Here is a 25,353-nt window from a genome sequence, read left to right as displayed (position 1 = left end):
TAATAGTCGCTTTTTAATTAATGGTTTCTTTCTGAGTTATTGGGAAATCCCTGTTTTTTATAACTTAATTATTGCTTTTTAAACTTCCCAAGTCTATATATGTATCTTTGTTCTAAATTAATACGTTACAAAGCTTGATTTCAACTAATAAACTCAAAATATTAAACGATCCAATTTACGGATTTATTACCATCCCGAGTGAGCGAATCTTCAGTATTATTGAGCATCCTTACTTTCAACGGCTGCGTAGAATTTCGCAAATGGGAATGTCATATCTGGTTTATCCCGGTGCGCATCATACCCGTTTTCATCACGCGATAGGTTGTGTGCATTTAATGCAGAAAGCAGTGCAGATACTTCGGCATAAAGGGGTTATGATTTCTGAAGCCGAAGAAGAGGCCTTGCAAATTGCCATTTTATTACACGATATTGGCCACGGACCTTTCTCTCACGCGATGGAACATAGTATTGTAGAAGGCGTTGATCACGAAAGTATTTCTTTGCTTTTTATGGAAGAAATGAACCGTGACTTTAACCAAAGTTTAACGCTGGCACTTCAAATTTTTCGCGGAACCTATAACCGAAGATTTTTAAATCAGTTAATCTCGAGTCAACTGGATATGGATAGGCTTGATTATTTAAAACGCGATAGTTTTTATACCGGTGCCGCTGAAGGAAACATTAACAGTGAACGTCTAATCACGATGTTGAATGTGGTTGATGATGATTTGGTTATTGAGGAAAAAGGGATCTATTCAGTAGAAAAATTTCTAGTAGCCAGAAGGTTAATGTACTGGCAGGTTTACTTGCATAAAACCAGTCTTGTTGCCGAACAACTTTTAATCAGGGTTTTAAAACGCGCTAAAGAACTTGTTGAAAAAGGAGAGAAATTAAATGCGAGTAAGGCACTTTCTTATTTTCTATACAATAAAATAGGTCCGGAGAATTTTTCTTCGGAAACCTTATCCATTTTTGCTCGCTTAGACGATTATGATATTATTTCGGCAATGAAAGAATGGCAGGATCACGACGATTTTGTGCTGAGTAATTTATGCAATATGATTATAAACCGGGAGCTGTTAAAAGTAAAGATTAAGAAGAAAAAACCTTCTATAGAAAAACTTGAAAAACGCCGAAAAGCACTTCAGGAGAAAGAAAATATTTCAGCAAAAGAAGCCGATTATTTTGTTTTTAGTGGTGAAGTTACCAATACTGCTTATAAAAGTGAAAACAATAATATAAATATCTTACATAAGAACGGAAAGATTAGTGATGTAGCCAAAGCATCAGACCAGTTGAATTTAAAAGCACTTTCAAAAACCGTGGTTAAGTATTATATGTGCTACCCGAAGGCCAAACATTAACGCTTTTTTTTTACTTTTGCCAGAATGAAATTTACAGCAGCACAAATAGCAGAGATTCTCGACGGAAAAATTGAGGGCGATCCCGAGGTCGAAGTATCTGAATTAGCTAAAATTGAAGAAGGAGGAGAAGGTTCTCTTACCTTTTTAAGCAATCCAAAATATACTTCTTACATATATACTACCCAGGCTTCTATAACCATTGTAAATGGTGATTTTAAAGCTGAAGAACCAATAACAACTACCTTAATAAAGGTTAAGGATGCTTACAAAGCATTTTCTAAGTTACTGGAATATTATAACCAAATAAAATTAAACAAGCAGGGAATTGAACAACCCAGTTTTGTTTCAGATTCAGCAAAATTTGGAGAAAATCTTTATTTAGGTGCATTCGCATATATTGGTGATAACGTAAAAATTGGCGATAATGTAAAAATTTATCCTAATGTGTACATCGGGGATAATGTGAAAATCGGGAACGATGTAATAATTTTTCCAGGGGTAAAAGTGTATTCAGAAACAGTTATTGGTAGTACTTGTGTATTACATAGCGGAGCAATAGTTGGCGCTGATGGTTTTGGTTTTAGTCCTGATGAAAACGGAAAATATACCAAAGTTCCCCAAATTGGGAATGTAATTATAGAAGATAATGTAGATATTGGGGCCGGTACAACAATAGATCGTGCTACTTTAGGTTCTACTATTATAAGAGAAGGAGTGAAACTTGATAACCAGATACAGATTGCCCATAATGTTGAAATTGGATCTAATACTGCCATCGCCGCACAAACCGGAATTGCAGGATCTACCAAAATTGGTAAGAACTGTCTAATTGGTGGGCAGGCTGGAATAGCAGGACACTTGCAGATAGGAGATCGAGTAAAAATTCAGGCTCAGTCGGGTATCGGTCGAAATGTGAAAGATGATGAAATACTGCAGGGTTCTCCCGCATTTGGTTATGGAGATTTTGCTAAATCTTATGTTCACTTTAAAAACTTACCTAAAACCATAGATACATTAAACCAATTAGAAAAAAAGATTAATAATGGCTTATAAACAGGCGAAACAACATACTATAGATCGGGAGATTTCTCTTGAAGGGGTTGGACTTCATACCGGTCAAAAAGTTAAAATGACTTTTAAACCTGCTTCAGAAAATACCGGTTATGTTTTTAAAAGGATAGATCTGGAAGGAGAACCGGAAATTGAAGCAGATGTTAGTTATGTGGTAAATACTCAAAGAGGAACTAATCTTGAGAAAAAAGGGGTTAAAATTCAAACTTCCGAACACGTACTTGCCGCTTGTGTGGGTATGGATATAGATAATATTTTAATTGAATTAAATGCATCAGAACCTCCAATTATGGATGGTTCTTCAAAATTTTTCGTTGAAGCTCTGGAAAAAGCCGGAGTAGTTGCTCAGGAAGCTGAGCGTGAAGAATTTATTGTAGAGGAAGTGATCACTTACCACGACGATGAAAGCGGAAGCGAAATAATTGTTATGCCAGCAGAAGAATACCAGGTAACCACTATGGTAGACTTTGAAACTAAAGTTTTGGGTACGCAAAACGCCACCATTTCACACCTGTCGGAGTTTAAAGATGAAATTGCGAATGCAAGAACTTTCAGCTTTTTACATGAGCTTGAATCTTTATTGGATCACGGATTAATTAAAGGAGGTGATCTCAACAATGCTATTGTTTATGTAGATAAAGAGATCAACGAAGAAACCTTTAAAAAACTTCGCATTGCCTTTAATCGCGATGATATTTCGGTAAAGCAAAACGGAATTCTGGATAATTTAACGTTACATTATCCTAACGAAGCCGCGCGTCATAAACTTTTAGATGTTGTAGGAGATTTAGCATTAGTAGGAACTCGAATTCGCGGAAAAGTAATCGCGAACAAACCGGGACATTATGTAAATACCCAGTTTGCCAAAAAATTAGCTAAAATAATTAAAGCTGAAAAGAGAAATAACGTTCCGAAGATAGATTATGATCAAAAGCCGTTGATGGATGTGACAGACATTATGGATATTTTGCCTCATAGATCGCCATTTCTCCTTGTTGACAAGATTTATAGCTGTACAGATACCTGCGTTATTGGTTTGAAGAACGTAACGATGAATGAGCCATTCTTCGTGGGACATTTCCCGGGGAAACCAGTAATGCCTGGTGTACTTCAGGTGGAGGCTATGGCCCAAACAGGTGGAATACTTGCTTTAAAATCTGTGCCCGATCCCGAAAACTATCTTACTTATTTTATGAAAATAGATAATGTGAGATTTAAACAACAGGTAGTACCTGGAGATACTTTAATATTCAAATTAGAATTACTTGCGCCTATTAGACGTGGCATTTGCCAAATGCAGGGCTACGCTTATGTAAATGGAAAACTGGCTACCGAAGCCGTACTTATGGCGCAAATTGTAAAATCAAAATAAAAAATATGAACCAGCCTTTAGCTTACGTACATCCGGGAGCCAAAATTGCTAAAAACGTAGTGATAGAACCTTTTACCACTATCCATAACAATGTAGTAATTGGCGAAGGAACCTGGATAGGATCTAACGTAACTATAATGGAAGGTGCCCGAATTGGAAAGAATTGCAGTATTTTTCCGGGAGCCGTTATTTCTGCTATTCCGCAGGATAAAAAGTTTGATGATGAAGATACCATTACGGTTATTGGAGATAATACTACAATTAGGGAATGTGTAACCATTAATCGTGGTACCACAGACCGAATGAAAACGGTAATAGGTAAAAATTGTTGGATTATGGCTTATTGCCATATTGCACACGATTGTATTGTTGGAGATAATTGTATCTTTTCCAACAATAGTACACTTGCCGGTCATATAAATGTTGGTGATTACGTTATTCTTGCTGGAATGGCAGCTATCCAGCAGTTCTGTAGTATAGGAAGGCACGCTTTTGTTACCGGGGGATCTTTGGTAAGAAAAGATGTTCCACCGTTTGTAAAAGCGGGACGAGAACCCTTATCTTATGTTGGTATTAATTCTATTGGTTTACGCCGAAGAGGGTTTACTACCGATAAAATTCGGGAGATACAGGATATTTACAGAATTTTATATCAGAAAAACTATAATAATTCTCAGGCTGTTGCAATTATTGAAGCTGAAATGCAGGCAACCGCTGAAAGAGACGAAATTTTGGAATTCATTAAAAACTCACAGCGAGGTATCATGAAAGGATACTTTAGCTCTAATTAAAACGAAATAATGGCTAGTACAAGTGATATTAGAAACGGACTATGTATTCGTTACAACCACGATATTTATAAGATAACTGAATTTTTACACGTAAAGCCAGGAAAAGGGCCTGCTTTTGTTAGAACAAAGCTTAAAAGTGTAACCACCGGAAAAGTTATTGAAAATACTTTTTCTGCCGGGCATAAGATAGAAGATGTTCGTGTAGAAACTCATAAGTTTCAGTATTTGTATAATGATGGCGAATTCTATCATTTTATGAATGTTGAAGATTATACCCAAATTCGTTTGGTTGAAAGTGTTTTAGATCAACCAAAACTTTTAAAAGAAGGTGAAGTGGTTACCGTAATTATCAATACTGAAGATAATGCGCCGCTTTCCGTAGAAATGCCTGCGAGTGTTGTTTTAGAAGTAACCCACACTGAACCCGGACTTAAAGGAAACACCGCAACAAATGCGACTAAACCGGCAACGGTTGAAACGGGAGCTGAAGTAAATGTTCCGTTATTTATCAATGAAGGTGATAAAGTTAGAATTGAAACCGAAAAAGGTACTTATAAAGAAAGAATTAAAGAATAATTTTTTCAAGAATAGTGGATTGAAAGATTTTTAAGATCGTCATTCTGAATTTATTTCAGGATCTAGCCTCTATGAAAATTAATATTCATGTTAGAAGCTGAAACAAGTTCAGCTTGACGAAAATAAGATCGGTCAGTAAACTTCTTACTAATTTAAATCTATGAAATTTCCACAAGAACATACGCTGCAACAAATTGCCACTATTATTGATGCTCAATATATTGGAGATGCTAATTTTCCGGTGTTGGGAATGAACGAGATTCACGTGGTGACACCCGGCGATATTGTTTTTGTAGATCATCCAAAATATTACGACAAAGCTTTAAATTCTGCCGCCACTGTAATTTTAATCAATAAGAAAGTGGATTGTCCAGAAGGGAAAGCTTTGCTAATTTCAGAAGATCCATTTTCAGATTTTAATAAACTTACTCAATATTTTAAGCCTTTTAAAAAAGCAGAAAAATCTATTTCAGATTCAGCTCAAATAGGTGAAGGCACACATATTCAGCCCAATACTTTTATCGGCAATAATGTGAAAATTGGTAGTAATTGTCTTATCCATTCTAATGTGAGTATCTACGATAATGCGGTGATTGGAAATAATGTAATAATTCATTCCGGAACTGTTCTAGGAGGTGATGCTTTTTATTATAAAACCAGGCCGGAAGGTTTTGATAAATTAAGATCTGGTGGACGTGTAGTTATAGAAGACAATGTAGAAATTGGTGCGAACTGCACAATAGATAAAGGTGTGACCGGAGACACTACCATTAAAGAAGGTACTAAACTGGATAATTTAATCCAGGTTGGTCACGATAGTGTAATTGGAAGAAAATGTCTTATCGCGAGCCAGGTAGGAATTGCCGGTGCGGTAACTATTGAAGACGAAGTAACCGTTTGGGGCCAGGTTGGAATGCGAAGTGGAATAACTGTCGAAAAAGGCGGTGTACTTATGGGAAAAGCCGGAATTACGAAATCTACCAAAGCTAATAAAATTTATACCGGAAATCCGGCAATGGAAGCTAGGGCCAAATTAAAAGAATTGGCACTCTTAAGGCAATTACCTAAATTGCTGGACAAATTAAAATAAAATACTATGGGCTTAAGAAGTAAAGATATTGTTGAGAAATTTTATACTTCCTTATTTAATGGGGAAAAAGATATATTAGACAATTATTTGCATCCCAATGTAGCTCTTACCTGGTATGGTACAACCGGACTTAAAAAGTTAGATTTTAATGAAATCCTATCTTTAAGGGATGATATGGCCAAAAACTACGAATCGCTTAAAGCCGAAGTTGAAAAAACCGTAGAAGAAGGGCATCAAATTGCTATTCAATTTACTTATCACGTAAAAACCATAGAAAACCCCGATGAGGAAATGCCTCTTGCGCATTTTATGGCCATTTGGGAATTAAAAGACGACAAACTCTTTAAGGGCGTGCAAATCTCACAACTTGGTGAAGAGATAGACGAAAGTCCCTGGTCTTAAATCTTAACTATATTCTTAAAATGGTTTTAAAGCTAAAACTTTAGTTCAATTTTAAGACATAAGCCCTAATAAACCAATCAAAAACTTTAGGTTTTATATTTAAAAACCTACTTTTGTAATCGCAAAAATCAAAAAATTTATGAGCGTTTTAGTCAATAAAAATTCAAAAATAATAGTTCAGGGATTTACCGGTAGCGAAGGTACATTTCACGCTGAACAAATGATAGAATACGGAACCAACGTTGTTGGAGGTGTAACTCCGGGTAAAGGAGGTCAAAAACACCTTAACAAACCGGTTTTCAATACAGTTTCTGATGCTGTTGAAAAAACGGGAGCAGATGTTTCTATAATCTTTGTGCCGCCAGCTTTCGCTGCTGATGCAATTATGGAAGCTGCCGATGCAGGAATTAAAGTGATTATTACAATTACAGAAGGTATTCCTGTGGCCGATATGGTAAAAGCTTACGATTATATTCAAGATAAGGATTGCCGTTTGGTAGGTCCTAACTGTCCGGGGGTAATTACTCCGGGAGAAGCAAAAGTTGGTATTATGCCAGGTTTTGTTTTCAAAAAAGGAAAAGTAGGAATTGTATCTAAATCAGGTACATTAACTTATGAAGCTGCCGATCAGGTTGTAAAACAAGGTCTTGGAATTACTACTGCTATTGGAATTGGTGGAGATCCAATTATTGGAACTACAACAAAAGAAGCTGTAGAATTACTGATGAATGATGAAGAAACCGAGTGTATCGTAATGATTGGTGAAATCGGTGGTCAGTTAGAAGCAGATGCTGCTACCTGGATTAAAGAAAACGGAAACAGAAAACCGGTTGTAGGTTTTATCGCAGGGGAAACTGCACCAGCAGGACGTACAATGGGTCACGCCGGAGCAATTGTTGGCGGAAGCGAAGATACTGCGCAAGCCAAAAAAGCTATTCTTAAAGAAAATGGAATTCACGTTGTTGATTCTCCAGCAGAAATTGGCAAAAAAGTAGCCGAGGTTATGAAAGGCTAATTGTGAAAATCTAAATAAAAATGTAACGTTTTAAGTTCGCTGATGTCTAACATTAGCGAACTTTTTGTTTTTTAACCAATTTTTATTTAGTATGAAGAAAATTTATTTACCATTATTTGCCTTTTTATTCGTTTTGGCTTCGGCTTGTAATAACGATAAAAAGGAAGAAAAAGCTTCCGAAAATCACACAGATGAGGCAGGCTTTAATTATGTAACCTACGCTAACGACCCAACAGGTTTACGTCTTTACACCTTAGACAACGGACTCAAGGTTTACCTTAGTAAAAATGAGGAAGAGCCCAAAATTCAAACCCTTATTGCGGTTAGAGCCGGTTCTACTTACGATCCCGCAGATAATACCGGTCTTGCGCATTATTTAGAGCATATGGTATTTAAAGGGACCAGCGAAATCGGAACTCAGGACTGGGAAAAAGAGCAGGTTCTTTTAGAAGAGATCTCAAATCTTTACGAAGAACATAAAAGTTCTACAGATCTGGAAGAGAAGAAAAGGATTTATCGTAAAATAGATTCAGTTTCTCAGGAAGCCTCTAAATTATCTATCGCTAACGAATATGATAAAATGGTAAGTTCTCTTGGTTCTGAAGGTACAAACGCATTTACCTCCAGTGAAGAAACTGTATATGTGAACAAAATTCCATCTAATGAGCTTGATCGCTGGTTAACGGTGGAAAGTGAACGTTTTAGCGAGTTGGTTTTGAGATTATTCCATACAGAACTGGAAGCGGTTTATGAAGAATTTAATCGAGGTCAGGATAGCGACGGGCGCAAGCAGTATCAGGCGGTTTTAGAAGGTCTTTTCCCAAATCATCCTTATGGTACCCAAACCACCATTGGAGAATCAGAACATTTAAAGAACCCTTCAATGGAGGCTATACACGATTACTTCAATACGTATTATGTACCTAATAATATGGCGGTAATTTTATCTGGAGATTTAGATTTTGATTCCACTATTCAAAAAGTAAATGATGCCTTTGGAAGTTATGAGCAAAAAGAAGTAAACCATCCTTCTTTTCCTGAAGCTGAACCAATTGCAGCTCCCATAGAAAAAGAAGTTTTCGGGCCAACTTCAGAATCTGTTTATTTAGCCTACAGAACCAATGGTGTTGGTAGTGAAGATCAGAAGAAAGTAGTTTTAATAGACTATATTCTAGCAAATTCACAAGCCGGTTTAATAGATTTAAATCTTAATCAGCAGCAAAAAGTACAACGGGCATCATCTTTCACCAATTTTGATAAAGATTATGGTTTTCACCTGCTTTATGGAATGCCAAAGGCAGACCAGTCTTTAGAAGAAGTGAAGGATTTATTGATTGGAGAAGTTGAAAAAATAAAAAGTGGAGACTTTGAAGACTGGCTTATAGAGGCAGTTATAAACGACCTTAAACTATCTCAAATTCGTCAGTACGAAAACGCTTCGGCAGTAGCTTATGCCCATTTAGATGCATTTATTAATTTTCAGGAGTGGGAAGAAAACTTAAACTTCCTGGATGAACTTGCTACTATTTCAAAGCAAGAACTGGTAGATTTTGCCAATGCTCATTATAAGGATAATTACGTAGCCGTTTACAAGCGAAAGGGAGAAGACCCAAATATTGCTAAAGTAGAAAATCCAGGAATTACTCCTATTCAGTTAAACAGAGATGAAGAATCAGATTTTATAGCTGAATTTAATAAAACGGAATCTCCTGAATTAAAACCACAATTTGTAGATTACAAAGAAGCAATTAAAGAATCTGAAACTGAAAGTGGACTTCCGGTTTCCTATATTTTAAATGAAACTAACGATCTCTTCAATCTTTACTTCATTTTTGATATGGGGCAGGATAATGATAAGGAGCTAGCACTGGCAGCCGGTTATCTTGACTATTTGGGAACCGACAAATATTCTCCGGAAGAAGTTAAACAGGAATTCTATAAACTTGGGATTAATTATTTTGTTAATTCAGGAACCGATAGAACCTATGTTGGCTTAAGCGGATTAAAAGAAAATTTGCCTGAAGGCATGAAACTTTTAAATCATCTTTGGGAGAACGCAACTGTAAATGAAGAAGCTTATGACAAATATGTAGATCAAATTCTTAAAGGGCGCCAGGATGGTAAAACCCAAAAAGGCAATATTCTTTTTAATGGTTTGATGAATTACGGTAAATATGGCGAGGATTCTCGCTTAAGAAACATTTATACCGCTTCAGAACTTCAGGAAAAAAATCCGGAGGATCTGGTTCAAAAGCTAAAAGATATGCGCAATTATAAGCAGCGTATTTTTTACTACGGAAAAGATGTAGAAAACGCTGTCGCAGCTTTAGATGAAAATTACAAAGTTCAGAGTGATCTAAAGGATTACCCTGAAGCAAAAACTTATACTGAAAAAGAAACCGGTGGCAATGTTTACTTTGTAGATTATGATATGGTGCAAAGTGAGATGTTGTTTTTAGCCAAAGGAGAGGATTTTGATGCCGAAAAAATGGCAGCAACTTCATTGTTCAACACTTATTTTGGTAGCGGACTTTCTTCTATAGTTTTTCAGGAAATTAGAGAATCTAAATCCCTGGCATATTCTGCTTATTCCAGTTATCAGACGGCATCAGAGGTTAATAAACCAAATTATGTGATGGCCTATATTGGTACCCAGGCTAATAAAATGCCACAGGCTGTAGATGCCATGATGGAGTTAATGACCAATATGCCTGAAGCTGAAGAACAATTTCAAGCAGCTAAAGAAGCCGCACTTAAAAAGATTGCAGCCGAGCGTATTACTAAAACCTCAATTTTCTGGAGCTATGAGTCTTTAAAGAAAAGAGGCCTGGATAAGGATATGCGTAAGGAGATGTATGAAACCATTCAGGGTATGAGCCTGGCAGATCTTAAAACTTTCTTTAATGAGAATATCAAAGGCCAGAATTATAATGTATTAGTGATTGGTGACAAAGAAGAAGTAAATATGAATGCCTTAGCCAAACTTGGAGAAGTTCAGGAAATGGATATTGATTTCTTATTCAATTATGAGAAAGAAGTGCCTGTTGAGGTGGAAATGTAATCGAAACAGATAAGTAAAAACCTCCTGAGATTTCAGGAGGTTTTTTTATACCCTAAGTTTAGTATTATTATATTTGATTTATATTAAAAAATAAGCCAAAAAATGAAATTATTAGAAGGAAAGAATGCCATAATAACCGGTGGTAGCCGCGGAATAGGAAAAGGAATAGCCCAGGTTTTTGCTGAACACGGTGCTAATGTAGCTTTTACCTATAATTCTTCTGCGGAATCTGCAAATGCATTAGCCGATGAATTAAGCAAACTAGGAGTAAAAGCAAAAGCTTACCAATCTAACGCAGCCAGTTTTAAAGAAGCAGAACAATTAATAAAAGACGTAGCTGCAGATTTTGGAGATATAGACATTGTGGTTAATAATGCAGGGATCACTAAAGACAATCTATTAATGCGAATGAGCGAAGAAGATTTTGATAAGGTTATTGAAGTAAACCTGAAGTCTATTTTTAACATGACCAAAGCGGTTCAGCGTACAATGCTGAAGCAACGCAAAGGAAGCATTATCAATATGAGTTCGGTAGTTGGAGTTACCGGAAACGCAGGGCAGGCCAACTACGCAGCTTCAAAAGCCGGAATTATTGGTTTTTCTAAATCTATGGCGCAGGAACTTGGTTCCAGAAATATTAGAACCAACGTGATCGCTCCAGGATTTATAGAAACCGAAATGACTGAAAAACTAGACGAGAAAGTTGTGGATGGCTGGAGACAGGCAATTCCTCTGAAACGTGGTGGAGCTCCAGAAGATATAGCTAACGCTTGCGTTTTCCTTGGAAGTGACCTTAGTTCTTATATCACTGGACAAGTACTTCACGTTGACGGCGGAATGCATACCTAGATAAGTTAGTAGTTAAGAGTTAATTGTTATTAGAACTTTTAACTTTTAACCAATAACGATTAACTATCTTAACTTTAATGGATCTATCAACAATTTTATTTATCGCCCTGGCTGCAATTTTCGCGCTGGGGTTTGCTTTTTTTCAATACCTCCATAAAAATAAGAACAAGAGGAGGGAGACTTATGTTTTCTTTGCTTTACGCTTTCTTTCTGTTTTTATATTGCTTTTAGTGCTCATCAATCCTAAAATTACCTCTACAACATACGAACTCGAAAAACCTAATTTAATCCTGGCTGTAGACGATTCTGAATCTATTGCGCATCTGGAGCAGGAAGATACAGTAAGAGGACTTCTCGAAAAGTTAAAATCTAATGAAGCTCTACAGGAGCGGTTTGAATTGGTTCAATATAATTTCGGAAATAAATTACTAAATTCAAATGCTCCGCAATTCCAGGCATCCCAAACCAATATTTATGCTGCTCTGGAATCGGTTAAGGATATTTCCAGAAAGAAATCAACGGCCTTAGTGCTTATTTCTGACGGAAATCAAAGTAGGGGAAGGGATTTTCGATATTTCAAGCCGGGAAATAACCAGGAAATTTATCCCTTGGTCGTTGGCGATACCACGCAATATTTAGATTTAGAATTATCGCAATTAAATGTAAACACTTATGCATTTTTAAATAATCGCTTTCCGGTGGAAGCTTTTATTTCTTATTCCGGAGAAGAAGAGGTGACTTCAGAATTTGTAATAAGATCTGGGGGAAATGTCATTTTTTCTGAAGAAATTACTCTGAATTCAGAAAGTAACTCTACAGTGATTCGAGCTGAACTTCCGGCTTCAAGGCTTGGAGTTTTATCATATGAAGCTGAAATAATTCCATTAGAAATTGAAAAGAATAAAGCGAATAACGAAAAAAAGTTTACGGTAGAAGTAATCGATGAGCGTAGTAAAATTTTGCTAATAAGTGCGATTCCACATCCGGATATTGGAACCTTTAAAAAGTCGATAGAAACTAATAGACAACGGCAAATTGATATAAAATATCTTAAGGACGATTTATCAAATTTAAAAGATTATCAATTAATAATATTATATCAGCCAACTTCAGGTTTTGCTTCTGTTTTTGAAAATCTGGCCGAAAATGATCAAAACTATCTGCTGGTTTCAGGAACTCAGACCGATTGGAATTTCCTTAATAGAATTCAAGATTTTGTACAGAAAGATTTTACCAATCAGACGCAGGAAATTTTCGCGGTAAAAAACCCTAATTTCAATCAATTTCAATTTGAGGAAGTAGGTTTTTCTGAATTTCCTCCGTTGGAAGATAAATTTGGTAAAATTAGCGTTGAAAGCAATAATTTAGAAAGTATTTACTTTCAAAAAATTGAAAATGTAGAAACCTCAGAGCCTTTAATAGCGATACAGGGTAGCGGGCAAAATAAAAATGCTTTTATTTTTGGAGAAAATATCTGGAGATGGCGTTCTGCAAGCTTCCTGGAAAATAAATCTTTCGAGAAATTCGATAATTTCTTTGGGAAACTTATTCAGAATTTGGCATCGGCAAAGAAACGCGAACGGTTAACCTTAGATTATAAGTCATTTTATTATGAAAATGAATCTGTGAAACTTACCGCTAATTTCTTTGATCAAAATTATCAATTTGATTCCAATGCTAATTTGAATATTTCAGTAGAAGATTCGTTAAAAAGTATTGAGTCCCAATTTATTTTAAAGAATAATGCCTACGAAGTTGATTTAGGAAGTTTAGATCCAGGGACTTATAATTTTCAAATTACCGAAGCCGGAACCCAGCTTTCTCGTTCTGGAAGCTTCGAAGTTATAGCATATAATATTGAACAAAAATTTATTTCGGCTAACAAAAATGCCATGGACGCTTTAGCCAAAAATTCAGAAACTGAAGTTTATTACCAAAATCAAATTCAGGAGTTAATAAATGGTCTTCTAAGTACCGATAAATACAAACCTGTTCAAAAAAGCCAGCAAAAAAACGTACCTTTGATAAACTGGTACTACCTTCTATTTCTGCTTGTTTCAATACTTGCCGCAGAATGGTTTTTCAGAAAATACAAAGGATTAATTTAAATACAATTATTTATGGAAAGATTACCCAAGCTCGCAATTCCTATTCTTATAGGAGTCGTAATTTTAATAATTTTTGTCGCTAAATCTACTGTTACCATTGGTTCCGGCCAGGCTGGCGTTCTTTATAAAACTTTTGATGATGGTGTAGTTACTGATGAGCCGCCTTTAAATGAAGGCTTTCATTTTGTAGCTCCCTGGAACAAAGTTTTTGTATATGAAGTGAGACAGCAATCTCTGGAAGAAAAAATGCAGGTTTTAAGTTCTAACGGACTTCAAATTGATATTGATGCTTCTACCTGGTTTCAGCCTTCTTATGAGAAACTGGGAAGCTTACATAGCGAAAAGGGTGAAGAATATATAAGTCGTTTACTGCAACCCGCAGTAAGGTCAGCTGCAAGATCGGTTGTAGGAAGATATAACCCGGAACAATTATATTCCAGTAAAAGGGAAGCAATTCAAAAAGAAATTTTAGAAGAAACTCAAATTTTACTTCAAGACCAATATGTTCAGGTTAATGAGGTTTTGGTAAGAGATGTTTCATTACCTCCAAACATTAAAGATGCAATTGAGCGAAAATTACGCCAGGAGCAGGAATCTTTGGAATATGAGTTTAGGTTGACTAAAGCTACTCAGGAAGCCGAACGCCAGCGTATTGATGCCGAAGGTAAGGCTCGTGCAAACGAGATTTTGAATGCTTCCTTAACTCCTAACATTTTAAAGGAAAAAGGAATTCAGGCTACTGTAGAACTTGCTAAATCCAATAATTCCAAAACGGTTGTTATAGGTTCAGGAGAAGGCGGATTGCCCTTAATTTTAGGTGGTGCAAATTAAAATATAGAAAATGAAATCTATTTTCTTAAATATTGCAAGGCTTTCTATTTTTATAGGAAGCCTTGCTCTTTCTGCACAAACCAGTTCTGTAAATAATTCGGGGACACTTGAAACAGCTGCTCCCAAAGAAATTGGAATGTCTTCAGAAAGGATACAGAAGATTGAAGTAATGCTGAAATCGGCAATCGAAGAAAACCAAATTCCCGGAGCGGTAGCTTTAATAGTTCGCGACGGCAAAATTGTTTTTCACGAAGCCTTTGGAGATGCAAATGCGTCAGGTAAAGAGCTTGAAAAAGATGCAATTTTTAGGTTGGCTTCTCAAACAAAAGCGATTACTGCAACTGCCGTGATGATGCTCTGGGAGGAAGGGAAATTTCGTTTAGACGATCCTATTTCAAAGTATATTCCTGAATTTAAAGATCCCCAAATTTTAGCGACTTTTCGGGAACAGGACAGTACCTATGATGCGGCTCCTACCAAAAATGAAATCACTATCAGGCAGTTGTTAACGCATACATCTGGTCTTGGCTATGGAATGATAGATGGTGATGAACGTATTAAAAAGATTTATGCCAAGGCAGGTATCACCGAACTGTTTACAACCAAGGATGTAACTATTGAAGAAAGTGTTAAAAAATTAGCGGTTTTACCATTGCATCACGAACCCGGCGAAAAATTCACCTATAGCTTAGGTTTGGATGTTCTTGGTTATTTCGTTGAAGTAATTTCAGGACAGGATTTTGACGATTTTTTAAATGAAAGAATTTTCGACCCGCTGCAAATGGATGATACCCGGTTTTATCAACCTGAGGCTAATAAAAATCGCCTGGTTGCTGTTCAGTATAAAAAGAATGAAAATTGGGAAGATTTGCAAACCACTTTTTATGATCCCGATTACCCGATAAAGGGCGAAGGAACTTTTTTCTCCGGCGGAGCGGGACTTTCGGGAACTGCAGTAGATTATGCAAAATTTCTGCAAATGTATCTAAATGGTGGTGAATATAATGGAGAGCGCTTACTAAGCCGAAAAACGGTAAATATTATTATGGGAAACCATACCGGTGAAAAATTCAATTTTCCCAATCAATACCATGGGCTCGCTTTTGGAGTAGTTAGTGAAACGGGAGAGATTTCTGGAGGCCAGGGTAGTGCCGGCACCTTTGATTGGGGTGGTTATTTCAATACACAGTATTTTGCCGACTCGGAAGAGCAAATAATTGGTATTCTGTTGAAACAAACTCAGGGTAATACCGGGGATGAAACCGCCTGGAAATTCAGGCAAATGCTTTTTAGCGCAATAGATGATTAATTAATCAGCCTATTAGCCTACGTATAGTTCTATTAATAAAAATATGCTTTGTAAGTAGGTCAAAATCTATCTAATCTCGATTATCGAGTAAAACAATTCATAAAAAACCAGAAAGCTGTTTTGCAGTTTAAAATTTATATTTAGATTTGTAATCACAATGAAGAACTCTCAATTACATCACCATCATATTTACTACTGCGCTCAGGCGAGGTAAATTTGGTGTGTTGTAATTTTCAGCATATTTAAAACCCGTTTGAGCTATTCAAACGGGTTTTTTGTTTTAGATAACCACCAAACTTCAATTAAAAGTTTTGAAGTTTAATAGAAAAATTAAAAAATGAGTCAGGAAAAATTAAGAATTGCTATTCAAAAATCGGGTCGGTTAAACGAAGATTCGCTTAAAATATTAAAAGACGCAGGAATTTCTATAGACAACGGAAAAGAGCAGCTTAAAGCTTCTTCCCGTAACTTTCCACTGGAAGTTATGTATTTGCGAAATGGAGATATCCCACAATATTTAAGAGATGGAGTTGTGGATGTTGCCATTATTGGAGAGAACGTTTTAATCGAAAAAGGGAATGATATTATCCAGGGGGAAAAACTAGGCTTTTCAAAATGCCGTGTTTCTCTTGCTGTTCCAAAATCAATGAAGTATTCAGGAATTAACGATCTGGATGGTAAAAAAATTGCGACTTCCTATCCGAATACGGTAAATGATTTTCTTGAAAAGAAAGGCATAAGCGCCGAACTGCACATTATTAATGGTTCCGTTGAAATCGCTCCAAATATTGGCTTGGCCGATGGTATTTGCGATATTGTTTCCAGCGGAAGCACCCTATTCAAAAACGGGTTGAAGGAAGTAGAAGTAATGCTGAAAAGTGAAGCGGTGCTCGCTATTTCTCCTAAGATCTCTGACGACCGTAAAGTGATTTTAGAGAAATTGCAGTTCAGGATTAAATCTGTTCTAAACGCACGAACTTCAAAATACATTCTCTTAAACGCGCCAAACGAAAACCTGGATAATATTATTAAATTGCTTCCGGGAATGCGCAGTCCAACGGTTTTACCACTTGCTGAAGATGGTTGGAGTTCCATCCATACAGTAATTAATGAAGAGCGTTTCTGGGAAGTAATAGACGAATTAAAGGAAAACGGTGCCGAAGGAATTTTAGTAGCACCAATTGAAAAAATGGTACTTTAAAATGAAAAAGTTTTACAATCCCGACAGATCAGAATGGGCTGAAATTTTAAAAAGACCCACACAAACCGTAGAAGATATCGAAGAAACGGTAAACCAGGTTTTTGCTGAAGTAAAAGTGAAAGGCAATGATGCCGTTTCAAAATACACCGAACTTTTTGACGGGATCAATCTGGAAGAAACCCGTGTTTCTAAGGAAGAAGTAAGTTCGGCTGAAGCACAAATTTCTGACGATTTAAAGCAGGCTATCCAACTGGCCAAAGCTAATATCGAAAAGTTCCATGCTGCTCAAAAAACTGGGAAAATAGAGGTAGAAACTACTAATGGCGTACAGTGCTGGCAGGAAAAAAGACCGATTCAGAAAGTCGGTTTATATATTCCCGGTGGGAGCGCTCCTTTATTTTCAACCATTTTAATGTTAGCTGCTCCGGCAAATATTGCAGGCTGCGAAGAGATTGTGCTTTGTACACCGCCTGACAAAGAAGGCAATGTGCACCCGGCAATTCTTTACACCGCTGCTTTATGCGGAGTAACCAAAATCTTTAAAATTGGTGGAATTCAGGCGATTGCCGCTATGACTTTCGGGACTGAAAATGTTCCAAAAGTGTATAAGATTTTTGGCCCCGGAAATCAATTTGTAACTGTTGCCAAACAACTGGCTACCCGTCACAATGTTGCTATAGATATGCCTGCTGGACCTTCAGAGTTATTGGTTTTCGCAGATGCTACCGCAAATACCGCCTTTGTAGCATCTGATTTATTAAGCCAGGCCGAACACGGTGCCGATAGTCAGGTTATTTTAGTATCTAACTCTAAAGAGCTTATAGATAGCGTAGAGAAAGAGGTGGAGAATCAATTAAAAGATCTGCCCCGCAAAAGTATTGCTGAAAAGGCTATCGCTCATTCTAGATTAATCTATGTTGAAAAGAAAGAAGATGCGCTGGAACTGATCAATGAATACGGCCCTGAGCACTTTATTGTTTGTGCTGAGGATGAAACTTTTTATACTGAAGGGATTCAGAATGCAGGTTCCGTGTTTATTGGAAACTACACTCCTGAAAGCGCCGGAGATTATGCATCGGGCACCAATCATACCTTGCCTACAAACGGCTATGCAAAACAGTACAGTGGGGTAAACCTGGATAGTTTTATGAAGAGCATGACTTTTCAGAAAATATCAGAGAATGGAATTCGTGAAATTGGCCCGGCCATAGAATTAATGGCTGAAGCCGAAGGTTTGGAAGCGCATAAAAATGCGGTGACCTTACGTTTAAAAGAATTAAAGTAATACTAAAAATATCGTCATTCTGAATTTATTTCAGAATCTAATATGTTCTAACAGTCTATATCTTAGACCCTGAAACAAGTTCAGGGTGACGCAAAAGATAATCTGAATGCCTCAAGAGAAAAATGAAAGAATTCAATATAAATAACCTGGTAAGGCCAAACGTGGCCGGTTTAAAACCTTATTCTTCCGCCAGGGACGAATACCAGTCTACCGGTTCAGAAATGGTTTTCCTTGATGCAAACGAAAATCCGTTTCAAACCGATGTTAACCGCTATCCAGACCCACAACAGCGCAATCTCAAGGCTGAATTAGCAAAGATAAAAAGTGTATCTACCGAAAATATTTTACTCGGTAATGGTAGCGATGAAGTTCTGGATTTATTGTTCAGGGCGTTTTGTGAACCGGGGATAGACAATGTTATTACTTTACCGCCAACTTACGGAATGTACAAAGTGCTGGCTAACATCAATAATATTGAAAACAGGGAGGTTCTGCTTAATTCAGATTTCGAACCTAAGGTTGAAGAAATTCTTAATTCGGTAGATCAAAATACAAAAATAATTTTTCTCTGTTCTCCGAATAATCCAACCGGGAATTCTTTTTCCGAAGAAAATATTTCAGAGATTCTTAAAAAATTTAACGGATTAGTGATTATTGATGAAGCTTATATTGACTTCTCAGCAAAAGATAGTTGGTTAAACAAATTGGAAGATTACCAGAATCTGGTAATAACTCAAACGCTTTCCAAAGCCTATGGAATGGCGGGAATACGTTTAGGGATTTGTTATGCTTCCGGAGAAATAATCGAGATTCTAAACAAAATCAAGCCACCATATAACGTTAACGAATTAACCCAGTCACGAGCTTTAAACCGTGTACTGGATGTCCAAAGAGTAAATTCTGAAATATCTGATTTACTGAATGAAAGAGATATTTTAAGTGAAGCTTTGGTTCAAGTTGGGTTTATAGAAAAAATATATCCTTCAGACGCTAATTTCATTTTGCTAAAAGTAGATAATGCCAATAAACGTTATGAGCAGTTAATTCAAAAAGGTATTGTAATTAGAAACCGAACCACGCAACCGCTTTGTGAAAATACATTGAGGTTTACAGTTGGCACTGGAGAAGAGAATAGAAAGTTAATAGAAGCTTTAAAAAATATAGAATAAGGATTTCCGCCTTCGCGGAAATGACAAGATAGATTATGAGAAAAGTATTATTTATAGATCGTGATGGGACTTTAATTCACGAGCCGGAAGATTATCAGGTAGACAGTATCGAGAAACTGGAATTTTATCCGGAAGCTTTGTATTACCTAAAAAAAATCGCAGCAGAACTGGATTTTGAGTTGGTAATGGTCACTAATCAGGATGGCTTAGGGACTGAAGCTTATCCGGAAGAAAAGTTCTGGCCTATTCAAAATTTTATCATCCAAACCTTTAAAAATGAAGGTGTGGAATTTAGCGAGATTTTGATGGATCGCACATTCGCCAAAGATAATTCCCGAACTCGAAAACCCAATACCGGACTTTTAGAGGAAAAGTACCTGAATAATGAAAAGGAGTACGATCTAAAGAATTCTTTTATGATCGGGGACCGACTTACAGACATTGAGTTTGCTTATAATTTTGGAGGAAAAGGTATTTTTATCGATACTCACGAAAATCTGGCGACTGATGAAGTGCAGAACGATCAGGAAAAAGTAAAAGAAACCATTGCCCTAAAAACGGGTAGCTGGAAGAAGATTTATGAATTTTTGAAATTAAACGATAGAACTGCAGAAATAGGTCGAAAAACCAATGAGACTGATATTTTTATCCAATTGAATTTAGACGGCACCGGGAAGTCAGAAATAAGCACAGGAATTGCGTTCTTTGACCATATGCTGGATCAAATTGCGCGTCATGGACAAATGGACCTTACAGTGAGTGTTAAAGGTGATTTGGAAGTGGATGAGCATCATACTATAGAAGATACTGCAATCGCCCTGGGAGAAGTGTTTAGTAAAGCATTAGGGAACAAATTGGGAATAGAACGCTACGGTTTTTGTTTGCCAATGGACGATTGCCTGTCACAGGTGGCCATAGATTTTGGTGGAAGAAACTGGATTGTTTGGGAAACTGAATTTAAACGCGAAATGGTTGGGAAAATGCCTACCGAAATGTTCTACCATTTCTTTAAGTCCTTCACCGATGGAGCTAAAGCAAACCTAAACGTAAAAGCTGAAGGCCAGAACGAGCATCATAAAATCGAAGCGATTTTTAAAGCTTTTGCGAAAGCTATTAAAATGGCGGTAAAACGCGATGCAGAAAAAATGATTTTGCCATCAACGAAAGGAATGTTATAAATAAGAATTCAGAAGAATCTTTCTTTTGAATCCCAATACCAAAGAAATTGAAAATAGTAATAATTGATTACGGTGCCGGAAATATTCAAAGCATAAAGTTCGCGATTAAACGTCTTGGTTATGAGGCGATTTTAAGCAGCGATGCTGAAGAGATCAAGTCGGCAGATAAAGTGATTTTCCCCGGAGTAGGAGAGGCGAGTAGTGCGATGAAGATGCTAAAATCAACCGGCCTGGATAAAGTTATTCCAACTTTAAAACAACCGGTTTTGGGAATTTGCCTGGGGATGCAATTGATGTGTACCTATTGCGAGGAGGGCGATACTGAAGGACTTGGAATTTTTCATGCTAACGTGGTGAAATTCGATAATAAATTAAAAGTTCCGCAAATTGGCTGGAACCGGATTTATGATTTAAAATCAGAATTATTTAACGGGATTTCAGAGCAGGAATTCGTGTATTTGGTGCATAGTTTTTACGTAAAAGAATGTGAGGAAACCATTGCTTCAACGAAGTATGGAGTGGAGTATACTTCGGCAATTCAGAAAGATAATTTTTACGGTGTCCAGTTTCACCCTGAAAAGAGCAGTGATGCAGGGGAAAAAATACTTGAGAATTTTTTAAAAATATAAGCCCCCCAACCCCCAAGGGAGAGTAAGCCTTGAAGAAAATTTTATTCGTGTATTCGTGGCAAAAATAAAAACAACCTAACTTTCAAAATTAAAAAATGAGAATTATACCCGCTATAGATATAATTGAAGGTAAATGCGTAAGACTTTCCAAAGGTGATTATAATACCAAGAAAATTTACAATGAGCATCCGCTGGAAGTGGCTAAGAATTTTGAGGCGCACGGTATTCAGTATTTGCATTTGGTAGATTTGGATGGCGCGAAGTCGAAACATATTGTAAATCATAAGATCCTTGAAGAAATTGCTTCAAAGACCAACTTAAAAGTTGATTTTGGAGGCGGACTTAAAACCGATAAAGATCTAAAAATTGCTTTTGAATGCGGCGCTCATCAAATTACTGGTGGAAGTATCGCGGTGAAAGACCCCGAAACTTTTAAAAGCTGGATTCAGAAATTTGGTTCAGATAAAATAATTCTGGGTGCTGATGCGAATAACGAAAAGATCGCGGTTAGCGGCTGGCAGGAAGAATCTACCAAAGAATTAATTCCTTTTATTCAGGAATATCAGCAGGAAGGTGTAAAATATGTAATTTGCACCGATATCTCTAAAGACGGGATGCTGGAAGGTCCGTCGTTTAAACTTTATCAGCGAATTTTAGAGGAAACATCTTCAGATGATAAAGAGTTGAGTTTAATCGCCTCTGGAGGGATTTCAGAATTTAGCGAGTTGCCAAAACTGGCTGAACTTGGTTGCGAGGGTACTATAATTGGGAAAGCGATTTATGAAGGCCGTATTGAGCTAAAAGAACTGGAAAAATTTATAATTGAAAGAGGTTAGTATTCATGTTTCTAACTTTTTACTTCTAACTTAAAAAAATGCTTACAAAACGAATTATACCCTGCCTGGATATCAAAGACGGTAGAACCGTAAAGGGCGTAAATTTTATAGATTTACGAGATGCTGGTGATCCTGTAGAACTGGCTAAGATCTATGCTAAGTCTGGTGCAGATGAACTGGTTTTCCTTGATATTTCAGCAACGGAGGAAAAACGAAAAACCCTTGCTAATTTAGTAAGAAGGGTGGCTGAAAAAGTAAATATTCCGTTTACTGTTGGCGGCGGTATTTCTTCGGTGGAAGACGTGGATATTTTACTGAAAAATGGGGCTGATAAGGTTTCGATAAATTCTTCAGCAGTAAAAAATCCTGGCTTGATCAATGAGCTTGCAGCTAAATTTGGCAGTCAGTGTATTACGGTCGCAATTGATGCCAAGCAGATAAACGGCGAATGGATGGTTCATTTGGTTGGCGGAAAAGTGCCTACTGATATCAATTTATTTCAATGGGCTAAAGAAGTTGAAGAACGTGGTGCCGGAGAAATTCTATTTACTTCTATGAATAATGATGGCACCAAAGCTGGTTTTGCCAATGAAGCATTAGCGGTTTTATCTTCAGAATTGAATATTCCTATAATCGCTTCAGGCGGTGCCGGGAATATGCAGCATTTTTGCGATACCTTTATTGAAGGAAAGGCCGATGCCGCACTTGCAGCCAGTGTTTTTCATTTTAAGGAAATCGAGATTAAAGATTTAAAGGAAGAGCTTCGCAGGAATGGGGTGGAAGTTAGACTTTAAGATTCAAGAAAAGAAAAAAGAGAATAGTTTAGAGAGATCTTTATTCTTTGCTCTTTCATCTCTATTCTATTTCAACAAAAATATTAGATCCTGAAATAAATTCAGGATGACATGCAATACCTCAGAGCAAGCTCACGAGGCATTTATTGGGAACATTGTTTAATTTTCGAGCCAAGCCTCGGAGTAATTAATCTCGATTATCGAGTAAAAAAATAATTATGAATATAGATTTTAATAAAAATAACGACGGTTTAGTGCCCGCGATAATTCAGGATGCATCGACTAAGAATGTGCTGATGTTGGGTTATATGAATGAAGAGGCTTTTTTGAAAACCAATGAAACCAAAAAAGTGACATTTTTCAGTCGGACCAAGAAGCGCTTATGGACCAAAGGCGAAGAAAGCGGTAATTTTCTTCATTTGGTGAGCATTAAAAATGATTGTGATAATGATACGCTGTTAATTTCGGTAGATCCTGAAGGACCAACTTGTCACAAAGGTACCGATACCTGCTGGGCTGAAGAGAATGAACCGAATTTTGGTTTTTTTTCAAAGCTGGAAGGTATTATTGCGAAACGAAAAAGAATGAGTGAGGTGGAGCCTGAACTTCGGGAAGATAAAAACTCTTATGTCGTTTCACTTTTTGATGCCGGAATGAATAAAATCGCCCAGAAAGTAGGCGAGGAGGCGGTGGAAACGGTTATCGAAGCTAAAGATGATAACGCGGAATTGTTTCTAAATGAAAGCGCCGATTTACTTTTTCATTACCTCATTTTACTAAGAGCTAAAGGATATTCTTTAAAAGATATTACCGAAGTTCTGGAAAAAAGGCATTAAAAAAAGCCGACTTAAAACATTAATATGACAGTCGGCTCTTTTTGATTTTTTATCAAATTATATGCTTTCAGCGGCAAAAATGGCCACAGCATGATCGTTTTCCACAGAGCTTCCGGAAACTCCTACGGCACCAATAATTTCTCCGCTTTTATTTTTTAAGGGAACTCCGCCGGGAAAGGTTATAAGTCCGTTGTTGGAATGCTCAATATTAAAAAGTGGTCGTCAGCTTGAGATAACTTTCGCCTGCAGCAATAACTTTTTGTGTCTGTCCTAACCTAAGATTGATAATCTGAGGTTTTTATTTGTCCTAAATTATAGCTTGTAAAAAGGAATACAATGATTTTAAGAGGATTATAACTAAAACTTAATCCTTGTTCCTAACGTAAATTAGTTTGAATTTACTGTTTTGATTAGTACGTGATTCAATTTCAAATTTATCTATGGAATGAATCATTGGGGTTAGCTTTTGAAATCCGTAATTACGGGAATCAAAATTGGGTTGTTTTTTCTGAAGTAAACTTCCCACATCACCAAGGAACGCCCAGCCATCTTCATCGGCAACATCTGAAATTGTTTGAGAGATAAGTCTTACAACTTTTGGAGTGATTTTATCTACGTTTTTCTTTTTAGTACTTTTTCCGCCTTTTTCAGTGCTTTGGTCGCTATCTTTATCTGTATTCTTTAGAATTTCAATATAAATAAATCGATCGCAGGCAACTATAAAAGGTTCAGGGGTTTTCTTTTCCCCAATACCTATTACATTTTTTCCTGCTTCGCGAAGTCTGGTGGCTAATCTTGTGAAATCACTATCGCTGGAAACCAGGCAGAAACCGTCTACCTTATCTGAATATAAAATATCCATGGCATCGATGATCATCGCAGAATCTGTAGCGTTTTTTCCTTGCGTATAGCCATATTGCTGAATGGGATTAATAGCGTTTTCGAGTAAAACATTTTTCCATTTTACTAAATGGGGTTTTGTCCAGTCGCCATAAATCCGTTTAACAGTTGGATTGCCATATTTGGCAATTTCTTCCATCATTTCTTTTATATAGGCCGATGGGATATTATCGCCATCAATTAGCACCGCAAGGTTCGTATCCATAAGTTTTTAAATTTATCTGGTAAAGATACTTTTTTTGCATAAAAGAGGCTGTCTGAAAAGGCAGCCTTTTTTGTTGTATTATTTTCTGGTTTTTAGTATTTTCATGTAATGAAAGCCAAAGCAGTATTTAAGACCTATGACCAGTCGCAGTTAAGTCTTTTACCTCCCAGTTATGATGATCTGGTCCCTGCCCATCATCCCATTAGGATCGTCAATACGATTATTGATCAAATCGACATCGCTGACCTGGAGCGAAGTTATAAAGGAGGAGGTACTTCCAGTTACCATCCCCGGATGTTGCTCAAGGTGACCATCTATGCATACCTGCGCAATATGTATTCCTCTCGAAAAATTGAGCAGGCCCTTCAGGAGAACATTCATTTTATGTGGCTCAGCGGTCAAAGTAAACCCGATCATAATACCATCAATGATTTTAGGGGCAAACGCTTAAAAGGGAAGTTTAAAAATATCTTCAACCAGG

General features: G+C 36.9%; 23 protein-coding genes and 1 pseudogene. 22 read left to right on the top strand and 2 right to left on the bottom strand.

The window, feature by feature from the left end:
- Window positions 1–134 precede the first annotated feature (134 nt).
- The 21 genes from LB465_RS05895 to hisIE all read left to right on the top strand — a co-directional run bounded on the left by LB465_RS05895 (window position 135) and on the right by hisIE (window position 23,767).
- Window positions 135–1,364, top strand: a complete 1,230-nt coding sequence (locus LB465_RS05895) for an HD domain-containing protein (protein WP_224468120.1) — start codon at window positions 135–137, stop codon at window positions 1,362–1,364.
- A gap of 24 nt (window positions 1,365–1,388) precedes the next feature.
- The gene (gene lpxD, locus LB465_RS05890; protein ID WP_224468118.1) at window positions 1,389–2,417 is read left to right on the top strand and encodes a UDP-3-O-(3-hydroxymyristoyl)glucosamine N-acyltransferase; all 1,029 of its coding nucleotides are present in this window, start codon (window positions 1,389–1,391) and stop codon (window positions 2,415–2,417) included.
- Complete coding sequence (locus LB465_RS05885; RefSeq protein ID WP_224468116.1) at window positions 2,407–3,807, top strand: bifunctional UDP-3-O-[3-hydroxymyristoyl] N-acetylglucosamine deacetylase/3-hydroxyacyl-ACP dehydratase; 1,401 nt, start codon at window positions 2,407–2,409, stop codon at window positions 3,805–3,807. The genes lpxD and LB465_RS05885 overlap by 11 nt, the downstream gene beginning before the upstream one ends.
- 5 nt (window positions 3,808–3,812) lie before the next feature.
- A complete protein-coding gene (lpxA, locus tag LB465_RS05880; protein WP_224468114.1) occupies window positions 3,813–4,598 on the top strand; it encodes an acyl-ACP--UDP-N-acetylglucosamine O-acyltransferase in 786 nt (261 codons plus the stop codon).
- A gap of 9 nt (window positions 4,599–4,607) precedes the next feature.
- The gene (efp, locus tag LB465_RS05875) at window positions 4,608–5,174 is read left to right on the top strand and encodes an elongation factor P (RefSeq protein WP_224468111.1); all 567 of its coding nucleotides are present in this window, start codon (window positions 4,608–4,610) and stop codon (window positions 5,172–5,174) included.
- 160 nt (window positions 5,175–5,334) lie between these two features.
- Complete coding sequence (locus LB465_RS05870) at window positions 5,335–6,264, top strand: UDP-3-O-(3-hydroxymyristoyl)glucosamine N-acyltransferase (RefSeq protein ID WP_224468108.1); 930 nt, start codon at window positions 5,335–5,337, stop codon at window positions 6,262–6,264.
- A 6-nt stretch (window positions 6,265–6,270) separates the two neighbouring features.
- Complete coding sequence (locus LB465_RS05865; protein WP_224468104.1) at window positions 6,271–6,666, top strand: nuclear transport factor 2 family protein; 396 nt, start codon at window positions 6,271–6,273, stop codon at window positions 6,664–6,666.
- Window positions 6,667–6,805: 139 nt separating this feature from the next.
- On the top strand, window positions 6,806–7,681 hold the full coding sequence (gene sucD / locus LB465_RS05860) for a succinate--CoA ligase subunit alpha (protein ID WP_224468102.1): 876 nt from the start codon (window positions 6,806–6,808) through the stop codon (window positions 7,679–7,681).
- 91 nt (window positions 7,682–7,772) lie between these two features.
- Window positions 7,773–10,742: a M16 family metallopeptidase gene (locus LB465_RS05855; protein WP_224468099.1), complete on the top strand. Its 2,970-nt coding sequence runs from the start codon at window positions 7,773–7,775 to the stop codon at window positions 10,740–10,742.
- A 102-nt stretch (window positions 10,743–10,844) separates the two neighbouring features.
- Window positions 10,845–11,591 (top strand): 3-oxoacyl-[acyl-carrier-protein] reductase, encoded by a 747-nt coding sequence (gene fabG, locus LB465_RS05850; RefSeq protein WP_224468097.1) that lies wholly within the window; start codon window positions 10,845–10,847, stop codon window positions 11,589–11,591.
- Between the two features lie 77 nt (window positions 11,592–11,668).
- Complete coding sequence (locus LB465_RS05845; RefSeq protein ID WP_224468094.1) at window positions 11,669–13,699, top strand: VWA domain-containing protein; 2,031 nt, start codon at window positions 11,669–11,671, stop codon at window positions 13,697–13,699.
- A gap of 12 nt (window positions 13,700–13,711) precedes the next feature.
- Window positions 13,712–14,530 carry a prohibitin family protein gene (locus LB465_RS05840; protein ID WP_224468090.1) on the top strand — a complete coding sequence of 273 codons (819 nt, stop codon included), beginning with the start codon at window positions 13,712–13,714 and terminating at the stop codon, window positions 14,528–14,530.
- A gap of 10 nt (window positions 14,531–14,540) precedes the next feature.
- Window positions 14,541–15,839 (top strand): serine hydrolase domain-containing protein, encoded by a 1,299-nt coding sequence (locus LB465_RS05835; RefSeq protein WP_224468088.1) that lies wholly within the window; start codon window positions 14,541–14,543, stop codon window positions 15,837–15,839.
- Window positions 15,840–16,176: 337 nt separating this feature from the next.
- Window positions 16,177–17,040 carry an ATP phosphoribosyltransferase gene (gene hisG, locus LB465_RS05830; protein ID WP_224468085.1) on the top strand — a complete coding sequence of 288 codons (864 nt, stop codon included), beginning with the start codon at window positions 16,177–16,179 and terminating at the stop codon, window positions 17,038–17,040.
- 1 nt (window position 17,041) lies between these two features.
- Window positions 17,042–18,325: a histidinol dehydrogenase gene (gene hisD, locus LB465_RS05825; RefSeq protein ID WP_224468083.1), complete on the top strand. Its 1,284-nt coding sequence runs from the start codon at window positions 17,042–17,044 to the stop codon at window positions 18,323–18,325.
- 122 nt (window positions 18,326–18,447) lie between these two features.
- Window positions 18,448–19,494, top strand: a complete 1,047-nt coding sequence (hisC, locus tag LB465_RS05820; RefSeq protein WP_224468081.1) for a histidinol-phosphate transaminase — start codon at window positions 18,448–18,450, stop codon at window positions 19,492–19,494.
- A 35-nt stretch (window positions 19,495–19,529) separates the two neighbouring features.
- Window positions 19,530–20,672 carry a bifunctional histidinol-phosphatase/imidazoleglycerol-phosphate dehydratase HisB gene (hisB, locus tag LB465_RS05815; protein ID WP_224468079.1) on the top strand — a complete coding sequence of 381 codons (1,143 nt, stop codon included), beginning with the start codon at window positions 19,530–19,532 and terminating at the stop codon, window positions 20,670–20,672.
- 47 nt (window positions 20,673–20,719) lie between these two features.
- Entirely contained in the window at window positions 20,720–21,301 is a 582-nt protein-coding gene (gene hisH, locus LB465_RS05810) for an imidazole glycerol phosphate synthase subunit HisH (RefSeq protein WP_224468076.1), read from the top strand.
- Between the two features lie 95 nt (window positions 21,302–21,396).
- The gene (hisA, locus tag LB465_RS05805; protein WP_224468074.1) at window positions 21,397–22,137 is read left to right on the top strand and encodes a 1-(5-phosphoribosyl)-5-[(5-phosphoribosylamino)methylideneamino]imidazole-4-carboxamide isomerase; all 741 of its coding nucleotides are present in this window, start codon (window positions 21,397–21,399) and stop codon (window positions 22,135–22,137) included.
- A 38-nt stretch (window positions 22,138–22,175) separates the two neighbouring features.
- Window positions 22,176–22,931: an imidazole glycerol phosphate synthase subunit HisF gene (gene hisF, locus LB465_RS05800; RefSeq protein ID WP_224468071.1), complete on the top strand. Its 756-nt coding sequence runs from the start codon at window positions 22,176–22,178 to the stop codon at window positions 22,929–22,931.
- 218 nt (window positions 22,932–23,149) lie between these two features.
- Complete coding sequence (gene hisIE, locus LB465_RS05795; RefSeq protein ID WP_224468068.1) at window positions 23,150–23,767, top strand: bifunctional phosphoribosyl-AMP cyclohydrolase/phosphoribosyl-ATP diphosphatase HisIE; 618 nt, start codon at window positions 23,150–23,152, stop codon at window positions 23,765–23,767.
- A gap of 57 nt (window positions 23,768–23,824) precedes the next feature.
- Here the strand turns inward: hisIE and LB465_RS05790 are convergent.
- Together LB465_RS05790 and LB465_RS05785 are read right to left on the bottom strand one after the other, a co-directional pair.
- A pseudogene (locus LB465_RS05790) lies at window positions 23,825–23,983 on the bottom strand (GlcG/HbpS family heme-binding protein); the annotation flags it as partial.
- Between the two features lie 148 nt (window positions 23,984–24,131).
- Window positions 24,132–24,872: an NYN domain-containing protein gene (locus LB465_RS05785; protein WP_224468066.1), complete on the bottom strand. Its 741-nt coding sequence runs from the start codon at window positions 24,870–24,872 to the stop codon at window positions 24,132–24,134.
- Window positions 24,873–24,980: 108 nt separating this feature from the next.
- Between LB465_RS05785 and LB465_RS05780 the strand changes: the two genes are divergently transcribed.
- A partial coding sequence (locus tag LB465_RS05780) for a transposase (RefSeq protein WP_224468064.1) occupies window positions 24,981–25,353 on the top strand: 373 nt, incomplete at its 3' end.

Origin of the sequence: Salegentibacter lacus (genome assembly GCF_020164555.1) — a bacterium.
In the GTDB taxonomy this organism is placed as follows: Bacteria; Bacteroidota; Bacteroidia; order Flavobacteriales; family Flavobacteriaceae; genus Salegentibacter; species Salegentibacter lacus.
The sequence above is the reverse complement of the archived record's forward strand: the minus strand, read 5'-3'. Positions and strand labels throughout refer to the sequence as shown.